We start from the raw sequence: 24533 nt of genomic DNA, 5'->3' as shown, positions 1-24533 counted from the left end.
GAAGCGCGGTTTAAGCCGCGCTTTTTTTACGCCTGCCGCCGGGACAGGAAATCGTCGAAATGACGCTGTCCGGCGGGCGTCACGCGCAACACGCGACGCTTCGCCGTCCGCTCGATCCAGCCGTGCGTCTCGCAGGCGTCGAGATAGGCCGCGCCCAGCGCGCCGCCGCTCGCTCCAGTCGATGCACGTACACGCGAACCGCCGACGCCGCGCGCGCTGCGCGTTCAGGTCGATGCCGAGTTGCGCGAAGGCGTCTGCGCCGTCGGGCGTGGCGTCGAGCGTTTCGGATGCCGCCGTGAGCCATCCACGGGCCATCATGCCGTCGAAAAGCCGCACGGCGAGTTCGCCCGCGAGATGGTCGTAGCAGGTGCGCGCATAGCGCATTTCCAGCGGCACGGCGCTCGGCCGATGCTCCGGCGCGCGTTGCGGCGCGCTCGCCCGGGCGAGATTGGCGAGCGCTTCGATGGCCGCGGCGATATCCGCCGTCGCGATCCTGTAATAGCGATGCCGCCCGCTGACTTCGAGCGCCAGCAGCCCGCCCTCGGTCAGCCGCGCGAGGTGGCCGCTCGCGGCGGATGGCGAAACGCCCGCGATCATCGTGAGTTCGCCGGCGGGACGCGCGGCGCCGTCCATCAGCGACCAGAGCATCGCGGCGCGGCCGGGATCGGCGAGCAGCGCGCCGATGCGCGACAGGCCGGGAAAATGCCGGGAGCGGGAGTCGTCGTTCATGTCGATTCAGCCGGAAACGGTCGATGCCCTCACTCTAACGCGCCCGCGTAACCGACGTTTCACGGCCGCATGAAATGTCGATGCAAAGCGTGCAGCGCTAAAATGGCCGCTCGCATTGCACGCACGCAGGAAGGGGAGTCAGCATGTCCAGATTCATCGCCATCGCCGCCGCGCTCGGCGCCTTGATGCTCTGCGCGGGATGCGCGGGCGGGCCGTCGTCGGCGTCGTCGGGTTCGGGCGGCAGCATCACCATGTACGGCACCATCGACCAAGGTGTCACCGTGCATAACTAGGCGCGTTTTGGCGAACCTATAATGCGCGCTTCGTCACTTTGCGCTTCACCATCGCCATGAACACGCCGATCTCATCTTCCGCCGCTACGCCCGCGCCGCGCAACGGCCGCGCCGAAACCACGTTTCGCTTTCTCGCCGAGCCGAGTTCCGTCAACTTCGGCGGCAAGGTGCACGGCGGCGCGTTGATGAAATGGATCGACGAAACCGCCTACGCGTGCGCGGCGATGTGGTCCGGGCGCTATGCGGTGACGGTGAGCGTCGGCAACATCCGCTTTCGGCGGCCCATTCTCGTCGGCAATCTGGTGGAACTGCGCGCGCGCGTCGTCGCGACCGGCCGCACGAGCATGCACATCCATATTTCGGTTCACGCGGGCGATCCGAAAGTCGGCGAGCTTGCCCAGACCACGGATTGCCTGATGGTCTTCGTCGCCGTCGATGAAACCGGCCAGCCGACGCCCGTGCCCGCTTTCGTGCCGGAATCGGACGAAGAGAAGCGCCTCGCGCGTTACGCGATGGACGTGAAAGACGCGCTCGACGCGATCGTCGAGTTGAAGCCGGAAGAAGTGGCGGCGGGCAAGGTCTGACCCGCCGCGCGTTGAAGGAAGCCGCTCAGCGCTTGCCGACCATGTCCTGCGGCTTCACCCATTCGTCGAACTGCTGCTCGGTCACATGGCCGAGCGCGAGCGCGGCGGCCTTCAGCGTGGTGCCTTCCTTGTGCGCTTTCTTCGCGATCTGCGCGGCATTGTCATAGCCGATGTGCGGATTGAGCGCCGTCACCAGCATCAGCGATTCGTTCAGCAGGCTCTCGATGCGCGCCTCGTTCGCTTCGATGCCGACCGCGCAGTTGTCGTTGAAGCTCCGCGCGCCGTCCGCCAGCAGGCGCACGGACTGCAGCACGTTATGCACGATCATCGGCCGGAACACGTTCAGTTCGAAGTTGCCGCTCGCCCCGCCGATGTTCACCGCGACGTCGTTGCCGAACACCTGACAGCAGAGCATCGTGACGGCTTCGGACTGCGTCGGGTTCACCTTGCCCGGCATGATGGAACTGCCCGGCTCGTTTTCCGGAATCGACAATTCGCCGAGCCCGCAGCGCGGCCCGCTCGCGAGCCAGCGGATGTCGTTGGCGATCTTCATCAGGCTCGCGGCGACGGTTTTCAGCGCGCCGTGCGCGGCGACGAGCGCATCGGCGGCGGCCATCACTTCGAACTTGTTCGGCGCGGTTTCGAAGGGCAGGCCGGTGAGCTTGCCGATCGCCTGCGCGACCTTCACCGCGAATTCCGGATGCGCGTTGAGTCCCGTGCCGACCGCCGTGCCGCCCTGCGCGAGCTGATAGAGATGCGGCAGCGTGGCTTCCACATGACGAATGCCCTGATCCAGCTGCGCGACATAGCCAGAAAATTCCTGGCCGAGCGTGAGCGGCGTCGCGTCCTGAAGATGCGTGCGGCCGATCTTCACGATATCCGCGAACTGCTTCGACTTTTGATCGAGCGTCGCGCGCAGCGTCTTCAGCGACGGCACGAGATGCTTGACGATCGCGTATGCAGCGGCGACGTGCATCGCGGTCGGAAACACGTCGTTCGACGACTGGCCGCGGTTCACGTCGTCGTTCGGATGCACGAGCCGTTCTTCGCCGCGCGGCCCGCCGAGAATCTCGCTCGCGCGATTGGCGATCACCTCGTTCAGGTTCATGTTGGTCTGCGTGCCGGAGCCCGTCTGCCAGACCGCGAGCGGAAATTCGTCCGGATGCTTGCCGTCGATGATCTCGTCGGCGGCCTGCATGATCGCCTGCGCCTTTTTCGCGTCGAGCTGCTTGAGTTCCGCGTTCACTTCGGCGGCGGCGCGCTTGACGATGGCGAGCGCGGTGATCAGTTCGGGCGACTGCTTCTCCGACGAAATCCTGAAGTTTTGCAGCGAGCGTTGCGTCTGCGCGCCCCAGAGCTTGCCGTTCGGCACGGCAATCTCGCCGAACGTGTCCTTCTCCATGCGTACATCGCCCTGCGCGTTCTGTGTCATGGTGTGAAGATCCTCGTGAATGTCATCAAAGCTGATTGTCGACGGGCAGCAGCATGAAGAGGCCCGTCATCACGTTGCGGTAAAGGCCGGCTTCAGGGTCCAGGTCGTAGGTGACCGTTCCTTTGTCTTCGTGCGTCGTCCAGACGAGGCCGGATTGCGGCGAGCGCGTGCGGCGCCGTTCCGCCGTCACCGCCGCGCTCGCCAGTTCCACGCGATAGCTCGCTTGCGGCGAGATTCCGCGATCGAACAGTCCGGCGGCTTCTTCTGCGACTGGCTTGCTGTGGATCACGAGCGCGAGTTCGGTGTTGAGTTGCGCCGAGCGCGGATCGAGATTCATCGAGCCGATCACGAGGATACTCCGATCGATCACATACGCCTTGGCGTGCAGGCTCGCGCGCGATTGCGATCCGAACAGCCCGGCGCGCGGGCGGCCTTCGCCTTCAACCTGCATCGGCTTGAATTCGTACAGTTCGACGCCGTTCTGCAAAAGCGGAATGCGATACGGCGCGTAGCCGGCGTGGACCGCGACGGCATCGGTGGCGGCGAGCGAATTCGTCAGCACCGCGACGCGCACGTGCCGGTGCGAGACATCGGCGAGCGCTTTCACGCCGACATCGTGCGGCACGAAATACGGCGACAGAATCAGGAACTCGCTCTGCGCGTCCTTCAAGAGATCGATGAGGCGCGTCATCGGCGGACTCTTGTAGTCGTCGCTCGGATGCTCGATCTTCGAGGGCGAATCCACGTGAAATTCGACCGGCGCCCACGTGAGGCCCATTTCCTCGCGCGCAATCTGCTGCGCGAGCGGCGTCGCGTTGAGCGGCTTCGCGTTCAGCGGATCGGCCTCGTGCCGCCAGTGCGAGCGCAGGTCTTCGCGCGTCTTGTCGAGATCGGCGGGATCGAACTTCTGCTTGTTCAGAACGCGCAGCGGGTACGAGAGCGTGCTGTTCCAGTAATCGTCGAAGCTCGCGGAAATTTGCCGCGTGACGGGACCGGCGGCGAAGGCGTCGAGGTCGCGGAATTGCAGCGTCGGACTGGCGCTGAAGTATTCGTCACCGAGATTGCGGCCGCCGACGATCGCGATCTGGTTGTCCGCGATCATCGCCTTGTTGTGCATGCGGCGCGTGAAGTGATCGAGGTTCGTGAAGAAGTTGCGCGTGCGCTCGGAGAAGCTGCGTTGCGCGCTGCCGTACGGATTGAAGACGCGAATCTCGATGTTGTCGTGCGAGTTGAGCGCCGCCATGATGCGGTCGATGTCCTTGAAGTTCAGGTCGTCGACGAGCATGCGCACGCGCACGCCGCGATCCGCCGCATAGAGCGCGGCGCCGAGCAGCAGCTTGCCGGTGTTGTCTTCCTCGGCGATGTAGTACTGCATGTCGAGCGTCTTCGTCGCCGCGCGAGCCAGCGCGATGCGGGCCTGCAGCGCATCGGTGCCTGTCGGAAGCAGGCGCACGGCGGATTCGTCCGGGTGCTGCTTCTCCAGCGGCGCCAGAGCGGCGGCGAGCGGCGTCTCCACGGTCGTCGCGAGCGCATGGCCCGGCGGACGATCGAAGGCGGTCGCGGGCGGACGAGCCGCGCAGGCGGTGAGCGCGAGCGCGGCCGAGGCGGCTAACGTGGCGATGCATCGTGCCGTGATGCTCCGTGCGCTCGATGCATTCCGGCCTTCGTTCTTTACAAGCTTATTTGCAGCTTCTGACATTCCCCGGCTTTCGAACACTGGCAACCTCTTCTTGTGATCGTCTTGGCCCGGCTCGAGCGAATGCGAGCGCGGTATGTAAGTTCGCGCGGAGCAAGGAACGTGCTCGGTACTTTTGGTTTCGCCGGAACGATTCCAGGGCGACGGGCGATCACGCGCGCATGACACGCGGTGCGGCGGGCGCCGGCGTCTCTCGTCGATCGTCGCGACGATCCAGCAAAACGCCAGCAGAAGCCCGCCGGAAGGTTGCGTACTCGAATTACGCCGGGTTCGCCGCGACGAAATTCTTGAACACGGCGTATGCCGGATTCTTCGTCACGCCATCGGCCTGAATGAGACCGTAGTCCGCGTCGATCACCGCGTACATCATGATCGACTGGATGTTGTAGCGGTCCTTGATCGCGCGATACTGCGCGAGTGCCTTGGCCGTGTACGCAGCGGCCGATTGCGGCGTGTCGTTCGCGCCGGACCAGCCCCATTCGGTCAGCCAGATCGGCACGTTGAACGAATCCTTCAGCACTTGCAGCACGTCGACGCACGCGTTGTTGCGGCCGCCGCACTGGATATCGCCCGAGCTCTTGTACCAGTGATACGTCGTGAAGTCCCAGCGCAACGATGCCGCGCCGCTCACGCCTTGCGCCGTGCCGTCGGGCGCGATGCCGTTCCACAGCATTTGCAGCGCGCGATAGGCCATCGGGATGCCCACGTTGACGCCGCACTGGATGGTCGGATCGATCGCGCGCACGCCGTCGATCATGCCGCGCAGCACGCCGCGGAACGACGGCCAGGAGGCCGGATCCCAGTCGGCGGTCGAACTGCCGTCGCCCGCGATTTTCAGATCGACATCGAGTTCGTTGCCGCACTCGATGTACTTCACGAGTCCCTTCAGCGGACGCGTGCAGCGCACGGCGAGGTCGTAGCCGAGCGAGTAGGCATCGGCTTCGCTGCTGTGCGGGTCCCAATGCGCGGAAAGCGGATTGAACACCGGCAGGATCGATACGCCGCTGTTGGCGAACGGTCCCTTCAGCGCGTTGGCGAGCGTGGTCGCCATGCCGCCGTCCGCGATGTCGCAGCGATAGCTCGTCACGCCGAGATCGAGCAGGATGGCGAGCTGGTCGGCGGGCGGCATCGTCTTGTAGATGCCTTCGCCCCACGCCATGTGACCGTTGATGCCGTAGAAGAGGCCATCCGATGCCGATGCGGACGCCGATGCGCTTTGCGTCGCCGATTGCGCGGCGCTGTTTGCGCTGGTGCTCGCGGTGCCGGTCGCCGCCTGCGTGCCGGCATCCGGTGTCGGCGTCGCTTTGGTCGCGCTGCCGGGAACCTGCGCGCCGCCACCACCGCCGCCGCAACCGGCGAGCACGGCGCTGCCGGCCGACGCGAGCATCATCGCGAGAAACGTTCTGCGCTTTGGCGAGTTGAGTGAATCGGTTGAACCGGAAAGAGGACGTCGTGAGGCTTCGTTGTGAGCTGGCATGACCGCAAAGGGTGGCGTTGATGCTCACGTTTACGGCGGTGCGGGAAGGGGCTTGACCCGTCTTGAGTGCGTTCGCTTAAAAACATTCTATGTGCGCCGACACTTTTACCGATGCAGCCGCGATCGGGCGAAAGACGGGAAGCTACGCACGACTTGCCAATCGACTTGCCAATCGAGCGCGCAAAAAAAAGCCCGCTCGGCAGAGCGGGCCTACAACCCCTGTTACTGGAGTCTCAAGGAGGAGACGGGTTCATCGTAACAACGCGGCGCGCGCGGTCCAACCAAGCATTCATGCTTTGCATATGCGCGCGCGGACTCACGCGGCGCGGCGCGGCGACGTATCGACGGAAGCCGCCGAAGGCGTCACGCCCGACGCCACGAGCCGCTTGCTGATGCGATGAAACCGCAGCGTCATCAGCACCGCGACGCTCGCGAGCCCCGCCGCGAGTCCCCACCACAGGCCCTTCGCGCCGAGCCCGAAGTGGAACGCGAGCGCATAGCCCGTCGGGAAGCCGACGCCCCAGTAGCCGAACGCCGCCGCGAGCATCGGCACGCGCGTGTCCTTCAGGCCGCGCAGGCAGCCGGAGCCGACCGTCTGCATGCCATCGACGATCTGGAAGACGGCCGCCACGCCCAGCAGCGACGCCGCGAGCGACACGGTATGCGCGTTGGCGGGATCGTCGAGATGGAGATACAGGCCGACGATCGCGTGCGGCGCGGTAATCAGCACGAGCCCCGAGCACATCATGAAGCCGACGCCCAGCGCCAGCGCGACGAAGCCCGCATGCCGCGCCGCCACCGGCACGCCCGCGCCGACCCAGTAGCCGACGCGCACGTTCGCCGCCTGGCCGATCGCGAGCGGCACCATGAACGCGACCGACGCGACGTTCAGCGCGATCTGATGCGCGGCGAGCGGCGCTTCGCCGAGCAGGCCGACCATCATGCCGGTCGCGAGGAAGAGGGTGGATTCGACGCCATACGTGATCGCCACCGGCCAGCCGATGCCGAACAGTTCGCCGAGCAGCGGCAGATGCGGACGCGCCGCCACCACGAAATGCCGGTAGCGCGGCCGCAGATGCAGCAGCGCGACGAGCGCGAAAGCCGTCAGCCACACGGTGATGGTCGTCGCCGCCGCCGAGCCGACGAAACCTTCGCGCGGCAGGCCGTATGCGCCGTGAATCAGCCCGTAGTTGAGAAAGCCGTTGACGAACACGCCGCCGATCGACACCCACAAGAGCCGCTTCGCCGCGCCGATCGCGGGCAGGAACGCGCGCATCATCCCGATGCCGATCAGGCTGCCCGGCGTGCCCCAGCGCAGCACCGCGCAATACTCGCCGACGTTGTGCGCGAGCGTCGCGGGTTCGTGGAACGCGAGCAGAATCGGCTCGGCGTAGCTCAGGAGCACGAACGCGGGCACCGCGAGCAGCACGGAAAGCAGCAGCCCCGTCCAGTAGATGCTCGGCACGCGCTCTTCCGCGTTCGCGCCGCGCGCATGCGCCACCGATACGCTCACCGACGTCAGCACGCCTTGCAGCAGCGTCACCACGACGAAGAACAGGTTCGCGCCGAGGCCGCCGGCCGCGAGCGCGTCGGGGCCGAGCGAGCCGAGCAGGATGGTGTCGGTGACGCCCATCGCCATTTGCGAAAGCTGCGCGATGGCGAGCGGCGCGGCGAGGCGCGCGGTATCGACGGCATGGCGCGAGAGCGTCGGCGCTCCCTGATGCGCGTGTTGCGCGTTCTTCACGCGCGTGGTGTGCGATTGCATGATCGAAGAAGACTGAGGAACGGGACGCAACGGCGAAACGCGGTCCACGCTTGAAAGGCCTGAACCGGGGCGCTGAAACCCGAACGAAAGACGACTAGCTTATTGCGTGGCGCGCGGCATGTCGATGACGCGTCCCGTTATGGCCGGGTTTTGACAATCCGGCGGCGCTTTCGCGCAAGCGCTGCGCTCACTCGGCGGCGGGCGCGCGCACGCGAATCTTCTGCCCGTCGAGCATCACGACCTGGCCCGCGCGGATCTTGCAGGTTTTGCGCAGTTCCACTTTGCCGTCGACGGTGACATCGCCCATCGCGACGCGCGCCTTCGCGGAGCCGCCGCTGTCGGCAAGCCCCATGAGCTTGAGCAGGTTGTGAAGTTCGACGAAGTCGCCCGTGAGGGTGAATTGAAGCTGCGGCATGGCGGGCGGGGGAGAGCGGTGCAAAGACAGCCATCATAAATCATCGGGTACGCGACGTGCTCTAGCTTCATGGACCGCGAACGATCGAACGGAAAGCCGTATCGACCGGTTCGACGGTGAGACCGGCGAGAATGTAGCCAAGTGAAACGGTCGGTAACAGCGACTGATTTCGCGAAACTCGACGGGTGATCGCCCGGTCTCTCAATTTGATCGATGCAGCTTCGGTCATCTCCGAAACGACAAGCGTCGTGCGCTGCGCTTCCCCGTGAAGCCACGCGTTCGCGCTACCAAAAGAGAGGAATCGCTCATGACTAAGGCTCGAATTCTGATGATCGGCACCGCTTTCGCGGCCCTCGCAACCACCGCCGCGCACGCGCAGACCGCACAGCCGATGCAGGCCGCGCCGGGCGCCGACGCGCAAGGCCAGGTCTCGATGCAGGCCCAGCAGCCGATGACGCCGCCGCCGCAGAACCTGGTCGCGCCGGCATCGCCGGATCCGCTGGTGCAAAAGCGCAATGCCGACGCGCAGGCGAGCGCGGAATATCGCGCGTCGAAGAAGGCATCCAAGGCCGAACTGAAGGCCGCGAACAAGGAAGCCAAGGCGCAATACAAGCAGGAAGTGCGCAACGCGAAAATCAACAAGAAGGCCGACAAGGAAGCCGCGAAGGACGATCTGAATGCCGCGGCCGACCACGCGCCGAAGGATCAGGGCGAGCAGCATTAAGCTGCCGGACTGACAGAAGCCGCGAGGCTCCCGGGCGGGACTTCGCGGCAACCACCAACGGGAGGACACCATGACACGACGCATGAATGCACTGCTGGCCGCGCTCGTCGCGGGCGCGCTGGCGAGCGTGAGCGCGGCATCGATCGCGCAGACCACCAACGCCCCGGCGACCCACGCCGACAAGAAGGCCGCGAAAAAGCAGGCCGAAGCCGACAAGGACGCTGCCGTCGCGCAGGCGAAGGCCGACAAGAAGAAGACGGAATCGCAATCCGAAGCGAACGAAGCCGCAGCGGACGCCAAGCTGAAAGACGCCAAGAAGGCGGACTGACGCGCGTGATCCGGCGCAAGGACGGCCCGGGCAAGTTGCCCGGGCCGTCTGCTTTTTAGGGCCAAAAGGCGAGCGCCGACAAGGGGTTGCACGCGCGCATTGTATGGATATACAGTGTCGCGTCGCTTCCTTCTGCCGTCCATTCCCGTGCTCACCGTTCCTGACACCGCCACCGACACCGCCACCGATGCGCCCATCCAGGATCAGGCGGCGGCAGCGTATCTCGCGAAACTCAACGACGCGCAGCGGCAGGCCGTCGAATTCGGCGTCGACGAACCCGAGCGCTGCGGCGGGCCGCTGCTCGTCATCGCGGGCGCGGGGTCGGGGAAGACGAACACGCTCGCGCATCGCGTCGCGCATTTGCTGGTGAAGGGCGCGGATCCGCATCGCATTCTGTTGCTGACGTTTTCACGGCGCGCGGCGCTCGAAATGACGCGACGTGTGACGCGCATCGCGACGAACGCGCTCGGCAACAAAAGCGCCATCGCGCAAGGCCTCACGTGGTCCGGCACGTTTCACAGCGTCGGCGCGCGGCTCTTGCGCGATTACGCCGATATCGTCGGGCTCGCGCCGTCGTTCACCATCAACGACCGCGAAGATTCCGCCGATCTCATGAACCTCGTGCGGCACGAGCTTGGGCTGTCGTCGAAGGAGAAGCGCTTTCCGGCGAAATCCACGTGCTTCAGCATTTACTCGCGCGTGGTCAACACGGGCGCGTCGCTCGCGACCGTGCTCGACCAGTGGTATCCGTGGTGCCGCGAGTGGGAAGCCGACCTGAAGCGCCTGTTCGCCGCGTACGTCGGCGCGAAGCAGTCGCAAAGCGTGCTCGATTACGACGACCTGTTGCTCTACTGGTCGCATCTCGCAGCCGAGCCGGCCATCGCCGCCGATCTGTCGAGCCGTTTCGATCACGTGCTCGTCGACGAATACCAGGACACGAACCGCCTGCAGGCCACCATTCTCCTCGCGATGAAACCGGACGGGCGCGGCCTCACCGTCGTCGGCGACGATGCGCAGTCCATCTACTCGTTTCGCGGCGCGACGGTGCGCAACATCCTCGATTTTCCGCAGCACTTCACGCCGCCCGCCGCGACCGTCACGCTGGATCGCAATTACCGTTCGACGCAGCCGATCCTCGAAGCGTCCAACGCGGTCATCGGGCTCGCCGCCGAGCGCTACACGAAGGACTTGTGGACCGACAAGGCATCGGCGCAGAAGCCGCGCGTCGTCGCTGTCGCGGACGAGGCGGACCAGGCGCGCTATGTCGTCGAAAAAGTGCTGGAGGCGCGCGAGGGCGGCATGAAGCTGAAGTCGCAGGCCGTGCTGTTTCGCGCGGCGCATCACAGCGCGACGCTCGAAATCGAGCTGACGCGCAGGAACATTCCGTTCGTTAAGTTCGGCGGGCTGAAGTTTCTGGATTCGGTTCACGTCAAGGACGTGCTCGCGGTGCTGCGCTGGGCGGAAAATCCGCGCGATCGCGTCGCGGGCTTTCGCGTCGCGCAGCTGCTGCCGGGCGTCGGCCCGGCGATCGCGGGGCGCTTGCTCGACAGCGTGAGCGCGCCGGACGCGGTGGCGTCGAACGCAATCGCCGGTTTTCAGGCGCCCGCGCGCGCGAGCGAAGACTGGCCGCGCTTCGTCGCGCTGATGGCGAAGCTCTGCGGGCGCGAGTCCGGCTGGCCCGCCGAGTTCGAAATGATCCGCCGATGGTACGAGCCGCACCTCGAACGCAATCACGAGGACGCGGCCATCCGCATCGGCGACGTGATGCAGATGGAGAGCATCGCGTCCACGTATCCGACGCGCGAGCGCTTCCTGACCGAACTCACGCTCGATCCGCCCGACGCGACGAGCGACGAATCGGGCGTGCCGCTCATCGACGAGGACTATCTGATTCTCTCCACCATCCATTCGGCGAAGGGCCAGGAATGGCGCAACGTGTTCGTGCTGAACGGCGTGGACGGGTGCATTCCGTCCGATCTCGGCACGGGCAGCGAAGAGGAAATCGACGAAGAGCGCCGCCTGCTGTATGTCGCGATGACGCGCGCGAAGGAAGACCTGCACATCATCACGCCGCAGCGCTTCTACGTGTACAACCAGACGAATCTCGGCGACCGGCATGTGTGGGCGCAGCGCACGCGCTTCATCCCGCCGCATCTGATGCAGAACTTCGAGGCCGCCGCGTGGCCGCCGGTGCCGGTTGCCGCCGCGCCGACGGCAGCGGGGCTCGCGGCCGCCGCGAAGGCGAAGATCGATATCGCTGCGCGGCTCAAGGGAATGTGGGAGTAGGGCGCGGGCTGCTTAACGCGACGCTCGCGTGGGTTTCGGCACGCGCGGCGCGTGGCCGAAGATGCTTCTGAGCCATGCGGCGAAGCGCGTGAAGCCGTCGTAAGGCTCGTCGATGAAAAGCTCCGGCCGCAGCGATCGCAAGTATTCGAGCAATTGCTGCGCTTCCTGTTTCTGCACCGATCCATAGAAAATCGCGAGCCGCAGCAGCGCGCGCAGTTCGCCGAGCTTTTCGCGCGCCGCCGAGCCGACGTTTGTCTCCACCGCGATCTTCCCTTCGTACACGCGCTGACGCAGCGAATCGGCAAGACGCCATGCGGGCGTGTGCATCTTTTCCTCGACCTCGCGGATATCCATCGCCGCCGACTTGATCTGCGACGCGAGCACGTCCACTTGCGATTCGTCGCCCTTTGCCTCGGTGACGATCGCCGTCGCCCACGCACGCGATGCCTTCAGCAGATCCTCGGCGCTCCAGTCGGAACGGATCGCGAACGCGAAGCCGTGCTCCGCCGCCTGACGGATCAGAATCTCGACGACATCCGGAAACTCCTTGTCGAGCGCGCGCTTCGCCCACGCGTACTGGCCGTGCGTGAGCATGCGCTGCACGGCTTGCTCGGTGAGCGGCGTGTCGTTGTCGAGCAGCTTCGCGCGCAGATAGTCCTCGAACGACGGCGTGATGAACTGCGGATCGAGCTTGAGCGAAAGACGCAGGAACGCCTCGAAGTCGCGCTGCAGCGAAGCGATCGTCTCGTCGCGAAGCGAAAGGGTGATTTGACGCATGTTGGTTTCCGGTTCCGCGCTGGGGTGGCCTTGGCGGGAAATGCTGTCGGCCCGCCGCAAAAGCGGAAGGCCATTCGTTTCTGATATCGGCGCGCGAGCCGGAAACTTGAGGGGTGTTTGAAAGGCGCGAAGCTGTGTTGACTTCGCGGTGCCTAGCGCAGCACGACCAGCTGCCAGAAGAAGAACACCGCGAGCGACACGGCGATCGTCACCAGCGCGCGCCGCGTCAACGCGCACACGACGACGGCGACAGCCGCCGCCACGAGCTGCGGATTGCGCCACGTGACTTCCGCGCCGTTGCCGTGCGGCGAAACGGTCATCGGCACGATGATCGCGGTCAGAACCGTCACCGGCACGAAGCCGAGCGCGGTCCGCACGACAGGCGGAAACGCTAGCCGCTCGCCGAGCACGAACACGGCGGCGCGGATCAGATAGGTGACGAGCGCCATCCCGAGAATCAGCACGACATAGTTCATTGCGCGCGCTCCTTGTCGAGCCGAGGTTTCGCTTCGAGCATCGTCAGCATCATGCCGACCGCGACGCCCACGAGCACCGCAGCCAGCAGCCCGAGCTTGTACGGCCAGTCCTGCCACGCGAACGACAGCACGCCCGACGCGAGCGCCGCCGCCACGAAGCGCAGCGCGACGAGTTGCGGCACGATGATCGCGATGAACGTGGCGACCATCGCGAAGTCGAGTCCGAGCGATTTCAGCCCCGGAAACGCCGCGCCGAAGAAGAGGCCGACGAGCGTCCACGCCTGCCAGTTGAGGTACATCGCGACGCCGGAGCCGAAGAAGTAATGCGGGCCGATCTCGCCCGCCGCACGCTTTTGGTAATGCGCGTACGCGACGGCGAAGACTTCGTCGGTCATGAGGCCCGCGAGCGCCCAGCGCCAGCGCGCGGGCAGATGCGCGACGTAGGGCGCGAGCGTCGCCGAATAGAGAACGTGCCGCAGATTGACGACGAACGTGGTCGCCCAGATCACGGCGAAGCTCGCGTTGCCCGCGATCATGCCGGCCGCGATGAATTGCGCCGATCCCGCGAACACGGCGAGCGACATGAGCTGGCCGTGCCACAGCGCGAGCGGACTCGCGGTGACGAGCGTGCCGAAGATGACGCCGAAGGGCGCGGCGCCGATCATCATCGGAATGGTGTCGCGTGCGCCGGCGGCGAATTCGTTGAGGGCGTTGGGCGATGCTGCGGTCAAGATCGTTTCCTCCTGCTGGCCGGAAACCGTTCCGGCCGATACGACGTGATCGCGGAGCATAAGCCAACGCCGCCCTTGCTGGCTTGTACGTTCTTGCGGTCGTGATTTAGCGCCAGCGCCCCGGCGCGACGCCGAACGCGCGCTTGAAATGTCGCGTGAAATGGCTTTGATCGGTGAAGCCGCTGGCGGCCGCGACATCGGCGATGGACGCCCCCGCGCGCAACGCCGGCAACGCCCGCACGATGCGCAACTGATTGCGCCACGCGTGCGGCGCAAGTCCCGTCTCGCGCGTGAAAAGGCGTGCCGCATGGAATGTCGATAGCCCGACCGTGCGCGCGAGTTCCGCGAGCGTGACCGGCTCGAGGATATCGTCGGCGAGGCGGGCTTTCATCGTGGCGACGCGCACGGCGTCGGCGGCGGGCGGCGCGGCCGATGGCCTCTCGAGCGCATGGCGCGCGAGCAGCGTGCTGACGGCATCGACGAGCGCGGTTTCGGCGGCGAGCGGATCGGCGCGGCTGCCTGCGCTTTCCAGCGCCCGATGCGCGATCACGAGCCGCCGCGCCAGATCGGCATCGCGGATGATCTCGGCGGCGAACCACGGCGACGCGGCGCGTGGCGACATCTCGCGCGCGATCCCTTCCACGAACGGCACCGGCAGATAGAACACGCGATACCGCCATCCGGCATCGACGGCACGCGCGCCCGTATGCAGCTCGCCCGGATTGATGACCGGCACCGAGCCCGCTTCCGCCACGTAGCGCGAGCCGCGATAGTCGTAGCATTCCGCGCCCGCTTCGATGACGGGCACCGTGTACGCGTCGTGCCAGTGCGGCGTGAATGCGTGGTCGTAGTACTCGGCGGTGACCATGTCCGCGTCCGGCACGAGCGGCGAGCGCCAGTAGCGTGCGGCGTTGGAAAAGCGCGGGGCGTTCATGGCGTGGCTCGGTCGAAGGCGGATCGATCAGTCTACAACTTCGCCGGCCCGCGAGCCGCGCTCACTTCACCGGGATCGCCGTTCCTTCCGGCACCGGCACGGCCGTCACGCTGTTCTTCGCGCTGCCGCTCGCGATGCGGTCGCTGTACGTGAGATACACGAGCGTGTTGCGTTTGGCATCGACGATGCGCACCACATGCAGCGTCTTGAAGATGAACGACATGCGATCCGTGAACACATCGCTTTTCTGCTTGAGCGGTCCGGCGAACTTCACCGGCCCGACCTGGCGGCACGCGATGGACGCTTCCGTCGGATCTTCGGCGATGCCGAGCGTGCCCTTCACACCGCCCGTGCGCGCCCGCGAGACATAGCACGTAACGCCGCCGACCAGCGGATCGTCGTAAGCCTCGACGCTCACGCGGTCCGATCCGGTGATGCGAAAGTTCGTGTTGACGCTCGCGATCTCCTCGCCGTGCGCGACGGTCGCGCCAAGCGAAAGAACGAGCGATGCGGTTGCTGCAAAATAGGCGGCGCGGTTCATCGCAATCCTTCAGGAAAAAATAAAAGGGCGTCGTATTGTAACGACGCCCTTCGTTCGCTTTGATGCGGTCTTGCGCGTCCGCCGTCCAACCTTCAATGGAAGATCAGATACAGAATCACGAGCACCACGACCGGCACACCGAGCAGCCATCCGAGAAGATAAGGCATGTTGTCCTCCTTGCGCATGTTGTTTTAGACGGTTCCAGTATCGCGGAGCCGCGAAGCGCGCGTTAGCCGTGTGCGTCCGAAATGCGTGTAGGTGAAGTCCTATCGTCTATTACGCGGGCTTACGGATTGGTCATGTCATCGTGAGAAAGGCGGCTGCGTGTTCTTCTGGCCGGCTGGTCGCGATAAAGCGCGCGCACGTAGTCCAGATGCGCGCCGGCGCAGTCGCGGGCGCGCGCGGGATCGCGGGCGACGATCGCATCGAGCATCGCGCGATGCTGGGCGAGCAGGTCGGCTTCGACTTCATCGTCGTAATCGACGAGACGATGCGAGCTCAGCATCGATTCGCGCACGAGTTCGTTGAGGCCGTGCATCACATGCGTGAGCGCGATGTTGTGCGTCGCGTCCGCGATGGCGAGATGGAACGCCGCGTCCTTCTCCGCGATGCGCGCGCTTTTCTCGGCGACGGCGGCGTGCAGCGCATCGAACGCAGCGGCGATGCGCGCGAGATCGGTTTCGGTCGCGCGCTCGGCGGCGTAGGCGGTCGCGAGCGTTTCGAGGCCGTGACGCAGTTCGAGCACGTCGGCGCTCGCGTTCGGCTGCTGTTCGAGCAAGGCCGCGAGCGGCAGCGACACAAGCGGCGCCGTCACATCCGACACGACGAAGCCGCCGCGCGCCACCGCGCGGATGAATCCATCGGATTCGAGCCGGATGAGCGCCTCCCGCAACGATGGCCGCGACACGTTCAACTGCTCGGCCAGATCGCGCTCGGCGGGCAGGCGCTGGCCGGGCAGCAGCGTGCCGTTCGAGATCAGTTCCCGGATCTGGCCGGACACGACATCGGACAGGCGCACGCGGGAGTACGAATGGGAGTGGACGGGCTGAAAAGTCATCGTTCGGTTGAAACGCAATTGCAGGGACGCTGGATTAACCTAGTTTGACACGAAAGCCGCGCATCCTTAAAGTCTTGGTCAGACCAAGCTGACCAAGACGCAGTTTTCTTCCCCCACGATGCCCATGAAAGTTGCCCTGTTCGTCCCCTGTTTCATCGATGCGTTCTATCCCCAAGTCGGCATCGCCACGCTCGAATTGCTGGAGCGGCTCGGTGTGGATGTCGATTACCCGCAAGATCAGACGTGCTGCGGCCAGCCGATGGCCAACAGCGGCGCGCACAAGGAGGCCGCCGGCGCGGAGCGCGTCTTCGCGCGCAATTTCGCGGATTACGACTACGTGGTCGGGCCGTCGGCGAGCTGCACGCATCACGTGCGCGAGCATTTCACGGCGATCGAGCAGACGAGCGACGTGCAGAAGGTTCGGCGCAACACGTACGAACTCGTCGAATTCCTGCACGACGTGCTGAAGGTCCGCGAGTTTCCGTGGGCCGAGTTTCCGCATCGCGTCGGGCTGCACAACAGTTGCAGCGCGGTGCGGCATCTGCGCGAAACGTCGAACACGGAAGTCGCCGGAACGCCTTATTCGAAGCCGCGCGCGCTGCTCGAAGGCGTGAAGGGCATCGAGTTCGTCACGCCCGCGCGTCCCGACGAATGCTGCGGCTTCGGCGGCACGTTCTCCGTGACCGAGGAAGCGGTGTCCGTGCGAATGGGGCAGGACAAGGTGCGCGATCACATCGGCGCGGGCGCGGAGTACATCGTGTCCGGCGACATGTCGTGCCTCATGCATCAGCAAGGCTGCTCGGAACGCATGAAGCTCGACGCGCGGTTCATCCACATCGCGCAGGTCTTGAATGGAGCGCGCGCATGAGCAAGACCGTGAAGATCGACCACGCGAAGGCGGCGGGCGCGTTCCTGCAGAAGACGGATCACGTCGCGTTCCACGACAAGCGGCTCTGGGACTTGCGCAGCAAGCGCGATGCGCAGGCGCACGGCATCCCCGAATGGGAAGCGATGCGCGAACTCGCCTCGGGCATCAAGGAACACACGCTTTCGAATCTCGCCGATTACATCACGCAGTTCGTGGATCAGGCGGAGAAGAACGGCGTCGTCGTGCATTTCGCGGCGAACGCGGAAGAGCACAACGCGCTCGTCCACAAGCTGATGAGCGAGCGCGGCATGACCACGCTCGTCAAGAGCAAGTCGATGCTCACCGACGAATGCTACATGCGCGACTATCTGGAGCCGCGCGGCATCACGGTGATGGAAACCGATCTCGGCGAGCGCATCCAGCAGCTCGATCATCAGGACCCGAGCCACATGGTCGTGCCGGCCGTGCACAAGCTGCGCGCGGACGTGGCCGAACTGTTCGGCCGCACCATCGGCACCGATCCCGCCAACAGCGACATCCACTATCTCGCCGAAAGCCAGCGCATGAACACGCGGCCGTACTTCGTGCGCGAGAAGACGGCGGGCATGACGGGCTGCAACTTCGCGGTCGCGGAAACGGGCACGGTCGTCGTGTGCACGAACGAGGGCAACGCGGACTTGTCGGCGAACGTGCCGCCGCTGCATATCGCGTCGATCGGCATCGAAAAGCTCATTCCGACGATCGCCGATCTCGGCGTGTTCGTGCGCATGCTGTCGCGCAGCGCGCTCGGCTCGCCGATCACGCAATACACGTCGCACTTTCGCGCGCCGCGTCCGGGCACGGAGATGCACTACATCCTCGTCGATAACGGACGCTCGGAGCGGCTCGCGCTCGACGACTTCTGGTATTCGCTCAAGTGCATCCGCTGCGGCGCGTGCATGAATACTTGTCCGGTGTATCGCCGAAGCGGGGGACTGTCGTATGGCGGCACGTATTCCGGGCCGATCGGCGCGATCATCAACCCGACTCACGACCTCAAGCGCTACAGCAGCCTGCCGTTCGCCTCGACGATGAACGGCAGTTGCACCAACGTCTGCCCGACGAAGGTGAACATCCACGAGCAAATCTACAAGTGGCGCGAGGTGATCGCGGAGAAACACGAAGTGCCGTTCGTGAAGAAGGAAGTGCTGAAGATGGCGGGGCGCCTGCTCGCGAGCCCGACGCTTTATCGCGCGACGGTGGCATCGCTTGGCGGCGCGTTGAAGCGCTTGCCCAACTTCGTGCTGTACAACCCGCTCAACATCTGGGGGCGTCAGCGCGATCTCCCCGAAGCGCCCGCCGAGACCTTTCACGAGTGGTACAAGAAAAACAGGAAGCCCGCCAAATGACGACTCGCGAAGCGTTCATATCGAAGATTCGCGCGGCGCAGCCCGCATCGCGCCCGCGCCCGGAAGTGCCCGTGTTCCCGTCGCCCGAAGGCGATCTCATGACGCGCTTCATCACCGCGCTCACCGCGATGGGCGGCACCTGCGCGCACGCGCACGGCATCGACGAAGTCAACGCGATGATCGCCGCGCGCTTCGGTGAAGGCGCGGTGGTCGCGTCGGCGGTGGAAGGCATCGCGGCGACGCGCACGCTGTCGCCGGAAACCGTGCCGGCGTCGTTGCAGGACGTCGACGTGGGCGTCGTGCGCGGGCGCTTCGGCGTCGCGGAAACCGGCTCCGTGTGGTTCAGCGAAGCGGAGTATGTCGTCAATTCGATCGGCTATCTCGCGCAGCATCTCGTCGTGCTGCTCGATCCGGCGCAACTCGTCGACGGCTTGCAGCAGGTTTATCGACGGCCCGATTTCCGGTCCGCGCGCTACGCGGCGCTCGTCACGGGACCATCGGCTACGGCGGATATCGAAGGCGTGCTGATTCGCGGCGCGCAGGGCGTGCGTTCGCTGACGGTCGTGTGGCTGGCCCAATAAGGCTCAATATCGCCAAAAAATGGCGACCGCGATGCCGCCGAACAGTAGCCACTTCACGATGTAATAGACGGTCCGGTTCCACGCCTTCAGGCGTTTGCCGACGAGCCGGACCGAATAGAGGTACCTGAACGCGCGATTCAGGCCGCCGGTGCGGTCGCCGGTTTCGTTCGGCGACGCCGCCGCGCGCATCAGAAAGCCGCCGACTGCGTTGTTCACGGCCTGCGCCCAGCGGTATTTCATCGGCCGCTCGATGTCGCAGAACAGAATGATGCGGTCCTTGTCCGTCCTGTTCTCGGCCCAGTGCAGGTAGGTTTCGTCGAACACGACTTCCTCGCCGTCGCGCCACGAATAACGCTCGCCATCGACGATGATCGCGCAGCCGTCGTCGATCGGCGTCGCAAGGCCGAGGTGATAGCGCAGCGACCCGGCGTACGGATCGCGATGCAGCGTGAGCGTGCCGCCGGGCGGGAGCATGGCGAACATCGCGGCCTTGACGGTCGGGATAGCTTGGAGGATCGCGAGCGTTCGCGGGCAAGCGGCCTGCGCGGACGGATGCGGCCGGTCGTACCACTTGAGGTAAAGCGCCGCCAGCCGCGTCGGAAGAACGAGTTGAAGCCGATGTCGTTGTACTTTTCCGCCGCCTGGATCTTGCTCGCCTCGTGCAGCGCGACGGCTTCGGCGCGGATCGTTTGCCATTGCGCCTTGATCGGCGCGAGTTCGGGGAAAAGCGACGGCTTCAGATACGGCGTGGACGGCACGCGCGAGAACAGATAAACGAAGCCGTTGATCGGCGACATGAACGTCGAGTGATCCGACAGTTGCCGGAAAAAGCCGTGACGGACCTTGCCGCGCCAATGGGTGTAAGCGGCGCACGCGATGAAGACGAGAAGAAACACCCAGCGCATGTGTGCCCCCGTTTCCGACGCCAAGGGCAGTTTTGCCACCCGTGGAAGGTGACCAAATTATCAAATGGAAACAGAAACTCCGCTTGAAACGCGTACTGCAGTGCGGCGGAGCAGGGGCGGGAACGACGCAACTTGAGCGCGGAAAAGCAAAAAGCCCAGTCGAATGACTGGGCTTTCAATGCTTTGGCTCCCCGACCTGGGCTCGAACCAGGGACCTACGGATTAACAGTCCGGCGCTCTACCGACTGAGCTATCGGGGAACATCTACCACTAAAACTGATTAAAAAACCCAGCAATCCGACTGGGTTTTTCAAGAAACTGCGTTGCTGAAGTGTTGGCTCCCCGACCTGGGCTCGAACCAGGGACCTACGGATTAACAGTCCGGCGCTCTACCGACTGAGCTATCGGGGAACATCTACAGCAGAGAAGCGGAATTATAAGGAGCGACTTTTAGCCTGTCAACGCCGAATTCTGACTCAACACAACTTGTTTCATTGCATCGAACTTGTTCTAAACGGACAAACGCGCTGCCGAAACACCGTTACGGATTAGCGTTCGAGAAGATTCAGCTTGTCCTTCACGTCCTTGAACTCTTCGGCTTCGGGCAGCGGCGCCTTGGTCTTGGTGATGCTCGGCCAATTGCGTGCGAGTTCGGCGTTCAGCTCGGTGAAGTGTTGCTGATCGCTCGGAACGTCTTCCTCGGCGTAAATGGCGTTCACCGGACACTCGGCCACGCAGACGGCGCAGTCGATGCACTCGTCCGGATCGATCGCGAGAAAGTTGGGACCTTCACGGAAGCAATCCACCGGGCACACATCCACACAGTCGGTGTAGCGGCACTTGATGCAGCTTTCGGTCACAACGTGAGTCATTCAGGCTCCTGCATGCGGAATTCGTGGGGGAGGCGCCCGGCGCGCTGCATGGCGCGGCGAGTCTTCGCCAAAACGCATATTGTAGCTTAACGATAAAAACCGGCGCGAAGGCCAGCGGGCATGGCTTATATCGATTTGCAATGTATGTATGCGCGGTTTCTTTAAAGGGCACGCATGGCCATGCCCGGGCGCGCATTCGGGTAACATGGCCCAAAGGCCCGCAGCGCATTGTCGCGCGGTCTGCTCGCTTCGCTGTCCCAGTCAGAACCATGATCATCAATTCGCTGCTCGATACCGATCTCTACAAGTTCACGATGATGCAGGTGGTGCTGCATCACTTCCCGGCCGCGCATGTCGAATATCGCTTCCGGTGCCGCACGCCGCAGGCCGATCTCGTGCCGTACATCGACGAGATCCGCGATGAAGTGCGCCACCTCTGCAGCCTGCGCTTCAAGGAAGAAGAGCTCGACTATCTGCGGCGCATGCGCTTCATGAAGAGCGATTTCATCGACTTTCTGGCGCTTTTTCATCTCAACGAAAAGTCCATCAGCATCGCGCCGTCGAAGAAGAACAACGGCGAGATCGACATCATGATCGAAGGGCCGTGGCTGCACACGATCCTCTTCGAGATTCCGGTGCTCGCGATCGTCAATGAGGTCTACTTCCGCAACACGCAGCGCAAGCCCGAGTATGAAACCGGCCGCGAGCGTCTGCGCGACAAGATCAAGCTGCTCGCCACGCCGCCCGAATATTCGGATTGCAAGATCGCCGATTACGGCACGCGCCGCCGCTTTTCGAAGCAGTGGCACGAAGAAGTGGTGCTGACGCTGAAAGAAAAGCTTGGCGAGCAGTTCGCCGGCACGAGCAACGTCTTCTACGCGATGAAACACGGTCTGCGTCCGCTCGGCACCATGGCGCATGAATATCTTCAGGCGTGTCAGGCGCTCGGTCCGCGCCTGCGCGATTCGCAAATCTTCGGCTTCGAGATGTGGGCGAAGGAATATCGCGGGGATTTGGGGATCGCGCTGTCGGATGTGTACGGCATGAAGGCGTTCCTGCGCGATTTCGACATGTACTTCTGCAAGCTTTTCGACGGCGCGCGTCACGATTCCGGCGATCCCTTCGACTGGGGCGAGCGTCTTCTCAGGCATTACGAGGAGAATCGCTGCGATCCGCGCACGAAGGTGCTCGTGTTCTCGGACGCGCTCGATATCCCGAAGGTGCTGCAACTCTACGAACGCTTTCGCGGACGCTGCCAGCTCGCGTTCGGCGTCGGCACGAATCTCACCAACGATCTCGGCTATCAGCCGCTGCAGATCGTCATCAAGATGGTTCGCTGCAACGGCCAGCCGGTGGCCAAGCTCTCGGATTCGCCGGGCAAGAACATGTGCGACGACAAGGCGTATCTCGCCTATCTGCGTCAGGTTTTCGGCATCGAGCAGCCTGTCGAAGAAGGCTGATTCAGACTCGGCCTATGCCGTTCGGATGAGGTCCGTGCGCGCGGACCGGTCGATATAATTTGCTTCGCGTCGCGGATTGATCGCCGCGAACGTTTCCCCGCAGGCAATATGAGGACGGCACCATGGACACATCGGCCGCGCGCCGCAATATTCTCGCGCGCATTCGCAGCGCGCAGGGCAGGCGAGGAGCGCCGACGGACGCCGAGCGCGCCGCCGCCGAAGATTATCTGACGCGGCATCCCGCTGGCCCGCGTCCGCCGCTTCCCGTCACGCGCGACGAACTGATCGCGCGTTTCAGTCTCGAGGCCGAACGGCTCGCCACGACCGTCGCCGAAGTCGATTCTCTGGACGACGCGCCCGCCGAAGCCGCGCGCTATCTGCACGCGCTCGATCTTTCATCGGATGTCGTCGCGTGGCCCGCGCTCGCCGGTCTGCCGTGGGCGAACGCGGGCATTCAGGCGTCGCTGCGCAAACCGGCGGATGCGGATCTCGTCGGCATCACCGGCTGCTTTTGCGCGACCGCCGAAACCGGTTCGCTCGTGTTGCTCTCGGGCGCCGAAACGCCTGCATCGGGAGCGCTGCTGCCGCAGACGCATATCGCGATCGTGCCGGCGTCGCGCATCGTGGCTTCGCACGAAGACGCGTTCGCGCTGATCCGCGCCGAGCGGGGCGAATTGCCGCGCGCCGTGAATTTCGTGTCGGGACCGTCGCGCACGGGCGATATCGAGCAGACCATCGTGCTGGGCGCGCATGGGCCGTATCGCGTGCATGTAATCGTCGTGCGGGGAGCGTGAGCAGCGTGCGGGGTTTCGTTTTCGGCTTTCTTCCGCTGCTTTTCGCGATGTCCGATGCAACGGCCGCCACGCTCGATGGCGCATCGCTTTCGGCGGCCTGGGGCATTCCGTTCGTCGGCATCCTGCTTTCCATCGCGGTGATGCCGCTCGTCGCGCATCGGCTGTGGCATCACCATTTCGGCAAGATCGCGGCGGCGTGGGCGCTTGCGCTGCTGATTCCCTTCGCCGCCGCGTTCGGCTTCGGCGCGGCGTTCGGCGTGCTCGTCCACGCCATGCTCGAAGAGTACGTGCCCTTCATCATTCTGCTGGCGTCGCTTTACACGGTGGCGGGCGGCATCTGCGTGCGCGGCAATCTGCACGGCTCGCCTGCCGTCAACACGGCGCTGCTGGCGCTCGGCACCGCGCTCGCGAGCATCATGGGAACGACGGGCGCGGCCATGCTGCTCATCCGTCCGCTCTTGCGCGCGAACGACAACCGCAAGCACGTCGTGCATGTCGTCGTGTTCTTCATTTTTCTGGTGGCGAACGCGGGCGGTTCGCTGTCGCCGCTCGGCGATCCGCCGCTCTTTCTCGGCTTTCTGAACGGCGTCGGGTTCTTCTGGACCACGCTGCATCTCGCGCTGCCGATGCTCTTCATCTGCGGCATCCTGCTCGCGCTGTTCTATGCGGTTGACCGCTACTACTGGCGCAGGAAGGAGGAAGCGCGATCCGCCTTTCTCGATCCGACGCCGGACACGCATGGCTTAGGCATCGACGGCAAGATCAACTTCGCGCTGCTCGCGGCGATCGTCGCGCTCGTGCTGATGAGCGGCCTCTGGAAGCCGGGCGTCGAGTTCAGCGTGTTCGGGACACACGTTGCGCTGCAGAACATCGTGCGGGACGCGGCGCTCGTGATCGTGCTGTTCGCATCGCTCGCGCTCACGCCGAAAAGCGCGCGCGCGGGCAACGCATTCGGCTGGGCGCCGATCCAGGAAGTCGCCAAACTCTTCGCGGCCATCTTCGTGACCATCGCGCCGGTCATCATGATCCTGCGCGCGGGCGAGGCGGGCGCATTCGCGGGCATCGTGCACGCGGTATCGGATGCGAACGGCAAGCCGGTCGATCTCGCGTATTTCTGGGCGACCGGACTCTTGTCCTCGTTTCTCGACAACGCGCCGACCTATCTTGTGTTCTTCAATCTCGCCGGCGGGGATGCACAAACGCTGATGACCACCGGCGCGACGACGCTCGCCGCGATCTCGGCGGGCGCGGTATTCATGGGCGCGAACACGTATATCGGCAATGCGCCGAATTTCATGGTGAAGGCGATCGCGGAATCGCGCGGCATTCGCATGCCGGGTTTCTTCGGCTATATGGGCTGGTCTTGCGTCGTCCTGCTGCCGCTTTTCGCCGTTTCCGGCTGGCTTTTTTTCTAGGAGCA

23 protein-coding genes, 2 tRNA genes and 2 pseudogenes are annotated in these 24533 nt (G+C 64.6%); 11 read left to right on the top strand and 16 right to left on the bottom strand.

What is annotated here, in order from left to right; translation table 11 throughout:
• Positions 1–26: 26 nt before the first annotated feature.
• Positions 27–729, bottom strand: a pseudogene (locus tag AWB72_RS15945) (ArsR/SmtB family transcription factor).
• 143 nt (positions 730–872) lie between these two features.
• On the opposite strand from AWB72_RS15945, the gene AWB72_RS29165 reads away from it, so the two are divergent.
• Positions 873–1022 carry a hypothetical protein gene (locus AWB72_RS29165; protein ID WP_167550963.1) on the top strand — a complete coding sequence of 50 codons (150 nt, stop codon included), beginning with the start codon at positions 873–875 and terminating at the stop codon, positions 1020–1022.
• A gap of 56 nt (positions 1023–1078) precedes the next feature.
• Positions 1079–1606 carry an acyl-CoA thioesterase gene (locus AWB72_RS15940; RefSeq protein ID WP_040051600.1) on the top strand — a complete coding sequence of 176 codons (528 nt, stop codon included), beginning with the start codon at positions 1079–1081 and terminating at the stop codon, positions 1604–1606.
• Between the two features lie 25 nt (positions 1607–1631).
• Here AWB72_RS15940 and fumC read toward each other — a convergent pair whose 3' ends face one another.
• The 5 genes from fumC to AWB72_RS15915 form a co-directional block, all read right to left on the bottom strand.
• Positions 1632–3038, bottom strand: coding sequence for a class II fumarate hydratase (gene fumC / locus AWB72_RS15935; protein ID WP_087128219.1), 1407 nt, complete (start codon positions 3036–3038; stop codon positions 1632–1634).
• 25 nt (positions 3039–3063) lie between these two features.
• Complete coding sequence (locus AWB72_RS15930; protein WP_087128217.1) at positions 3064–4737, bottom strand: phospholipase D family protein; 1674 nt, start codon at positions 4735–4737, stop codon at positions 3064–3066.
• 256 nt (positions 4738–4993) lie between these two features.
• Positions 4994–6124 carry a glycosyl hydrolase gene (locus AWB72_RS15925; RefSeq protein ID WP_087128215.1) on the bottom strand — a complete coding sequence of 377 codons (1131 nt, stop codon included), beginning with the start codon at positions 6122–6124 and terminating at the stop codon, positions 4994–4996.
• 403 nt (positions 6125–6527) lie between these two features.
• A complete protein-coding gene (locus tag AWB72_RS15920; RefSeq protein WP_087128213.1) occupies positions 6528–7976 on the bottom strand; it encodes an MATE family efflux transporter in 1449 nt (482 codons plus the stop codon).
• Between the two features lie 187 nt (positions 7977–8163).
• Positions 8164–8391: an RNA-binding S4 domain-containing protein gene (locus tag AWB72_RS15915; protein WP_040051367.1), complete on the bottom strand. Its 228-nt coding sequence runs from the start codon at positions 8389–8391 to the stop codon at positions 8164–8166.
• A gap of 307 nt (positions 8392–8698) precedes the next feature.
• Between AWB72_RS15915 and AWB72_RS15910 the strand changes: the two genes are divergently transcribed.
• The 3 genes from AWB72_RS15910 to AWB72_RS15900 all read left to right on the top strand — a co-directional run bounded on the left by AWB72_RS15910 (position 8699) and on the right by AWB72_RS15900 (position 11729).
• On the top strand, positions 8699–9115 hold the full coding sequence (locus AWB72_RS15910) for a hypothetical protein (protein ID WP_040051368.1): 417 nt from the start codon (positions 8699–8701) through the stop codon (positions 9113–9115).
• Positions 9116–9185: 70 nt separating this feature from the next.
• Entirely contained in the window at positions 9186–9443 is a 258-nt protein-coding gene (locus AWB72_RS15905) for a hypothetical protein (RefSeq protein ID WP_040051369.1), read from the top strand.
• A gap of 147 nt (positions 9444–9590) precedes the next feature.
• Positions 9591–11729 carry an ATP-dependent helicase gene (locus AWB72_RS15900; protein WP_087128379.1) on the top strand — a complete coding sequence of 713 codons (2139 nt, stop codon included), beginning with the start codon at positions 9591–9593 and terminating at the stop codon, positions 11727–11729.
• A 12-nt stretch (positions 11730–11741) separates the two neighbouring features.
• Here the strand turns inward: AWB72_RS15900 and AWB72_RS15895 are convergent, their stop codons facing one another.
• The 6 genes from AWB72_RS15895 to AWB72_RS15870 form a co-directional block, all read right to left on the bottom strand.
• Positions 11742–12506 (bottom strand): DUF4088 family protein, encoded by a 765-nt coding sequence (locus AWB72_RS15895; RefSeq protein WP_087128211.1) that lies wholly within the window; start codon positions 12504–12506, stop codon positions 11742–11744.
• Positions 12507–12658: 152 nt separating this feature from the next.
• Positions 12659–12982 (bottom strand): branched-chain amino acid transport AzlD family protein, encoded by a 324-nt coding sequence (locus AWB72_RS15890; protein ID WP_087128209.1) that lies wholly within the window; start codon positions 12980–12982, stop codon positions 12659–12661.
• Entirely contained in the window at positions 12979–13650 is a 672-nt protein-coding gene (locus AWB72_RS15885) for an AzlC family ABC transporter permease (RefSeq protein ID WP_244285657.1), read from the bottom strand. The genes AWB72_RS15890 and AWB72_RS15885 overlap by 4 nt, the downstream gene beginning before the upstream one ends.
• A 169-nt stretch (positions 13651–13819) precedes the next feature.
• A complete protein-coding gene (locus AWB72_RS15880; RefSeq protein ID WP_040051372.1) occupies positions 13820–14647 on the bottom strand; it encodes a helix-turn-helix transcriptional regulator in 828 nt (275 codons plus the stop codon).
• A gap of 61 nt (positions 14648–14708) precedes the next feature.
• Positions 14709–15188, bottom strand: coding sequence for a CreA family protein (locus AWB72_RS15875; RefSeq protein ID WP_040051373.1), 480 nt, complete (start codon positions 15186–15188; stop codon positions 14709–14711).
• A 286-nt stretch (positions 15189–15474) separates the two neighbouring features.
• Complete coding sequence (locus AWB72_RS15870; protein WP_087128207.1) at positions 15475–16245, bottom strand: FadR/GntR family transcriptional regulator; 771 nt, start codon at positions 16243–16245, stop codon at positions 15475–15477.
• Positions 16246–16369: 124 nt separating this feature from the next.
• Here AWB72_RS15870 and AWB72_RS15865 point away from each other — a divergent pair, with 124 nt between their 5' ends.
• The 3 genes from AWB72_RS15865 to AWB72_RS15855 are packed head-to-tail and all read left to right on the top strand — an operon-like array spanning position 16370 to position 19082.
• Positions 16370–17113 carry a (Fe-S)-binding protein gene (locus tag AWB72_RS15865; protein WP_087128205.1) on the top strand — a complete coding sequence of 248 codons (744 nt, stop codon included), beginning with the start codon at positions 16370–16372 and terminating at the stop codon, positions 17111–17113.
• Positions 17110–18501, top strand: a complete 1392-nt coding sequence (locus AWB72_RS15860; RefSeq protein ID WP_087128203.1) for a lactate utilization protein B — start codon at positions 17110–17112, stop codon at positions 18499–18501. Before AWB72_RS15865 ends, AWB72_RS15860 begins: the two co-directional genes overlap by 4 nt.
• Positions 18498–19082 (top strand): LutC/YkgG family protein, encoded by a 585-nt coding sequence (locus AWB72_RS15855; RefSeq protein WP_087128201.1) that lies wholly within the window; start codon positions 18498–18500, stop codon positions 19080–19082. The genes AWB72_RS15860 and AWB72_RS15855 overlap by 4 nt, the downstream gene beginning before the upstream one ends.
• Before the next feature lie 3 nt (positions 19083–19085).
• Here the strand turns inward: AWB72_RS15855 and lpxO are convergent.
• The 4 genes and pseudogenes from lpxO to fdxA all read right to left on the bottom strand — a co-directional run bounded on the left by lpxO (position 19086) and on the right by fdxA (position 20859).
• Positions 19086–19987, bottom strand: a pseudogene (gene lpxO / locus AWB72_RS15850) (lipid A hydroxylase LpxO).
• A 184-nt stretch (positions 19988–20171) separates the two neighbouring features.
• Positions 20172–20247: transfer RNA gene (locus AWB72_RS15845), tRNA-Asn, on the bottom strand.
• A 75-nt stretch (positions 20248–20322) separates the two neighbouring features.
• A tRNA-Asn gene (locus AWB72_RS15840) sits at positions 20323–20398 on the bottom strand.
• Positions 20399–20535: 137 nt separating this feature from the next.
• Positions 20536–20859, bottom strand: coding sequence for a ferredoxin FdxA (gene fdxA / locus AWB72_RS15835; RefSeq protein ID WP_040051379.1), 324 nt, complete (start codon positions 20857–20859; stop codon positions 20536–20538).
• Between the two features lie 269 nt (positions 20860–21128).
• Between fdxA and pncB the strand changes: the two genes are divergently transcribed.
• The 3 genes from pncB (at position 21129) to AWB72_RS15820 (ending at position 24528) form a co-directional block, all read left to right on the top strand.
• Positions 21129–22319: a nicotinate phosphoribosyltransferase gene (pncB, locus tag AWB72_RS15830; RefSeq protein WP_040051380.1), complete on the top strand. Its 1191-nt coding sequence runs from the start codon at positions 21129–21131 to the stop codon at positions 22317–22319.
• 122 nt (positions 22320–22441) lie between these two features.
• On the top strand, positions 22442–23113 hold the full coding sequence (locus AWB72_RS15825) for a LutC/YkgG family protein (RefSeq protein WP_087128200.1): 672 nt from the start codon (positions 22442–22444) through the stop codon (positions 23111–23113).
• Between the two features lie 47 nt (positions 23114–23160).
• The gene (locus AWB72_RS15820; protein WP_087128378.1) at positions 23161–24528 is read left to right on the top strand and encodes a sodium:proton antiporter; all 1368 of its coding nucleotides are present in this window, start codon (positions 23161–23163) and stop codon (positions 24526–24528) included.
• Positions 24529–24533: the final 5 nt, after the last annotated feature.

This window comes from Caballeronia concitans (assembly GCF_001544615.1).
Lineage (GTDB): Bacteria > Pseudomonadota > Gammaproteobacteria > Burkholderiales > Burkholderiaceae > Caballeronia > Caballeronia concitans.
This window is presented reverse-complemented; position numbering and strand designations above follow the sequence as displayed.

Excerpts from the sequence above, each read along its gene's own strand:
- AWB72_RS15880 (WP_040051372.1), bottom strand. The coding sequence starts at position 14,647 with ATGAACGCCCCGCGCTTTTCCAACGCCGCACGCTACTGGCGCTCGCCG.
- AWB72_RS15925 (WP_087128215.1), bottom strand. The coding sequence starts at position 6,124 with ATGATGCTCGCGTCGGCCGGCAGCGCCGTGCTCGCCGGTTGCGGCGGC.
- AWB72_RS15895 (WP_087128211.1), bottom strand. The coding sequence starts at position 12,506 with ATGCGTCAAATCACCCTTTCGCTTCGCGACGAGACGATCGCTTCGCTG.
- pncB (WP_040051380.1), top strand. The coding sequence starts at position 21,129 with ATGATCATCAATTCGCTGCTCGATACCGATCTCTACAAGTTCACGATG.
- AWB72_RS15930 (WP_087128217.1), bottom strand. The coding sequence starts at position 4,737 with ATGTCAGAAGCTGCAAATAAGCTTGTAAAGAACGAAGGCCGGAATGCA.
- AWB72_RS15870 (WP_087128207.1), bottom strand. The coding sequence starts at position 16,245 with ATGACTTTTCAGCCCGTCCACTCCCATTCGTACTCCCGCGTGCGCCTG.
- AWB72_RS15915 (WP_040051367.1), bottom strand. The coding sequence starts at position 8,391 with ATGCCGCAGCTTCAATTCACCCTCACGGGCGACTTCGTCGAACTTCAC.
- AWB72_RS15855 (WP_087128201.1), top strand. The coding sequence starts at position 18,498 with ATGACGACTCGCGAAGCGTTCATATCGAAGATTCGCGCGGCGCAGCCC.
- AWB72_RS15865 (WP_087128205.1), top strand. The coding sequence starts at position 16,370 with ATGAAAGTTGCCCTGTTCGTCCCCTGTTTCATCGATGCGTTCTATCCC.
- fdxA (WP_040051379.1), bottom strand. The coding sequence starts at position 20,859 with ATGACTCACGTTGTGACCGAAAGCTGCATCAAGTGCCGCTACACCGAC.
- AWB72_RS15890 (WP_087128209.1), bottom strand. The coding sequence starts at position 12,982 with ATGAACTATGTCGTGCTGATTCTCGGGATGGCGCTCGTCACCTATCTG.
- AWB72_RS29165 (WP_167550963.1), top strand. The coding sequence starts at position 873 with ATGTCCAGATTCATCGCCATCGCCGCCGCGCTCGGCGCCTTGATGCTC.
- AWB72_RS15885 (WP_244285657.1), bottom strand. The coding sequence starts at position 13,650 with ATGATGATCGGCGCCGCGCCCTTCGGCGTCATCTTCGGCACGCTCGTC.
- AWB72_RS15860 (WP_087128203.1), top strand. The coding sequence starts at position 17,110 with ATGAGCAAGACCGTGAAGATCGACCACGCGAAGGCGGCGGGCGCGTTC.
- AWB72_RS15820 (WP_087128378.1), top strand. The coding sequence starts at position 23,161 with ATGTCCGATGCAACGGCCGCCACGCTCGATGGCGCATCGCTTTCGGCG.
- fumC (WP_087128219.1), bottom strand. The coding sequence starts at position 3,038 with ATGACACAGAACGCGCAGGGCGATGTACGCATGGAGAAGGACACGTTC.
- AWB72_RS15905 (WP_040051369.1), top strand. The coding sequence starts at position 9,186 with ATGACACGACGCATGAATGCACTGCTGGCCGCGCTCGTCGCGGGCGCG.
- AWB72_RS15910 (WP_040051368.1), top strand. The coding sequence starts at position 8,699 with ATGACTAAGGCTCGAATTCTGATGATCGGCACCGCTTTCGCGGCCCTC.
- AWB72_RS15825 (WP_087128200.1), top strand. The coding sequence starts at position 22,442 with ATGGACACATCGGCCGCGCGCCGCAATATTCTCGCGCGCATTCGCAGC.
- AWB72_RS15875 (WP_040051373.1), bottom strand. The coding sequence starts at position 15,188 with ATGAACCGCGCCGCCTATTTTGCAGCAACCGCATCGCTCGTTCTTTCG.
- AWB72_RS15940 (WP_040051600.1), top strand. The coding sequence starts at position 1,079 with ATGAACACGCCGATCTCATCTTCCGCCGCTACGCCCGCGCCGCGCAAC.
- AWB72_RS15920 (WP_087128213.1), bottom strand. The coding sequence starts at position 7,976 with ATGCAATCGCACACCACGCGCGTGAAGAACGCGCAACACGCGCATCAG.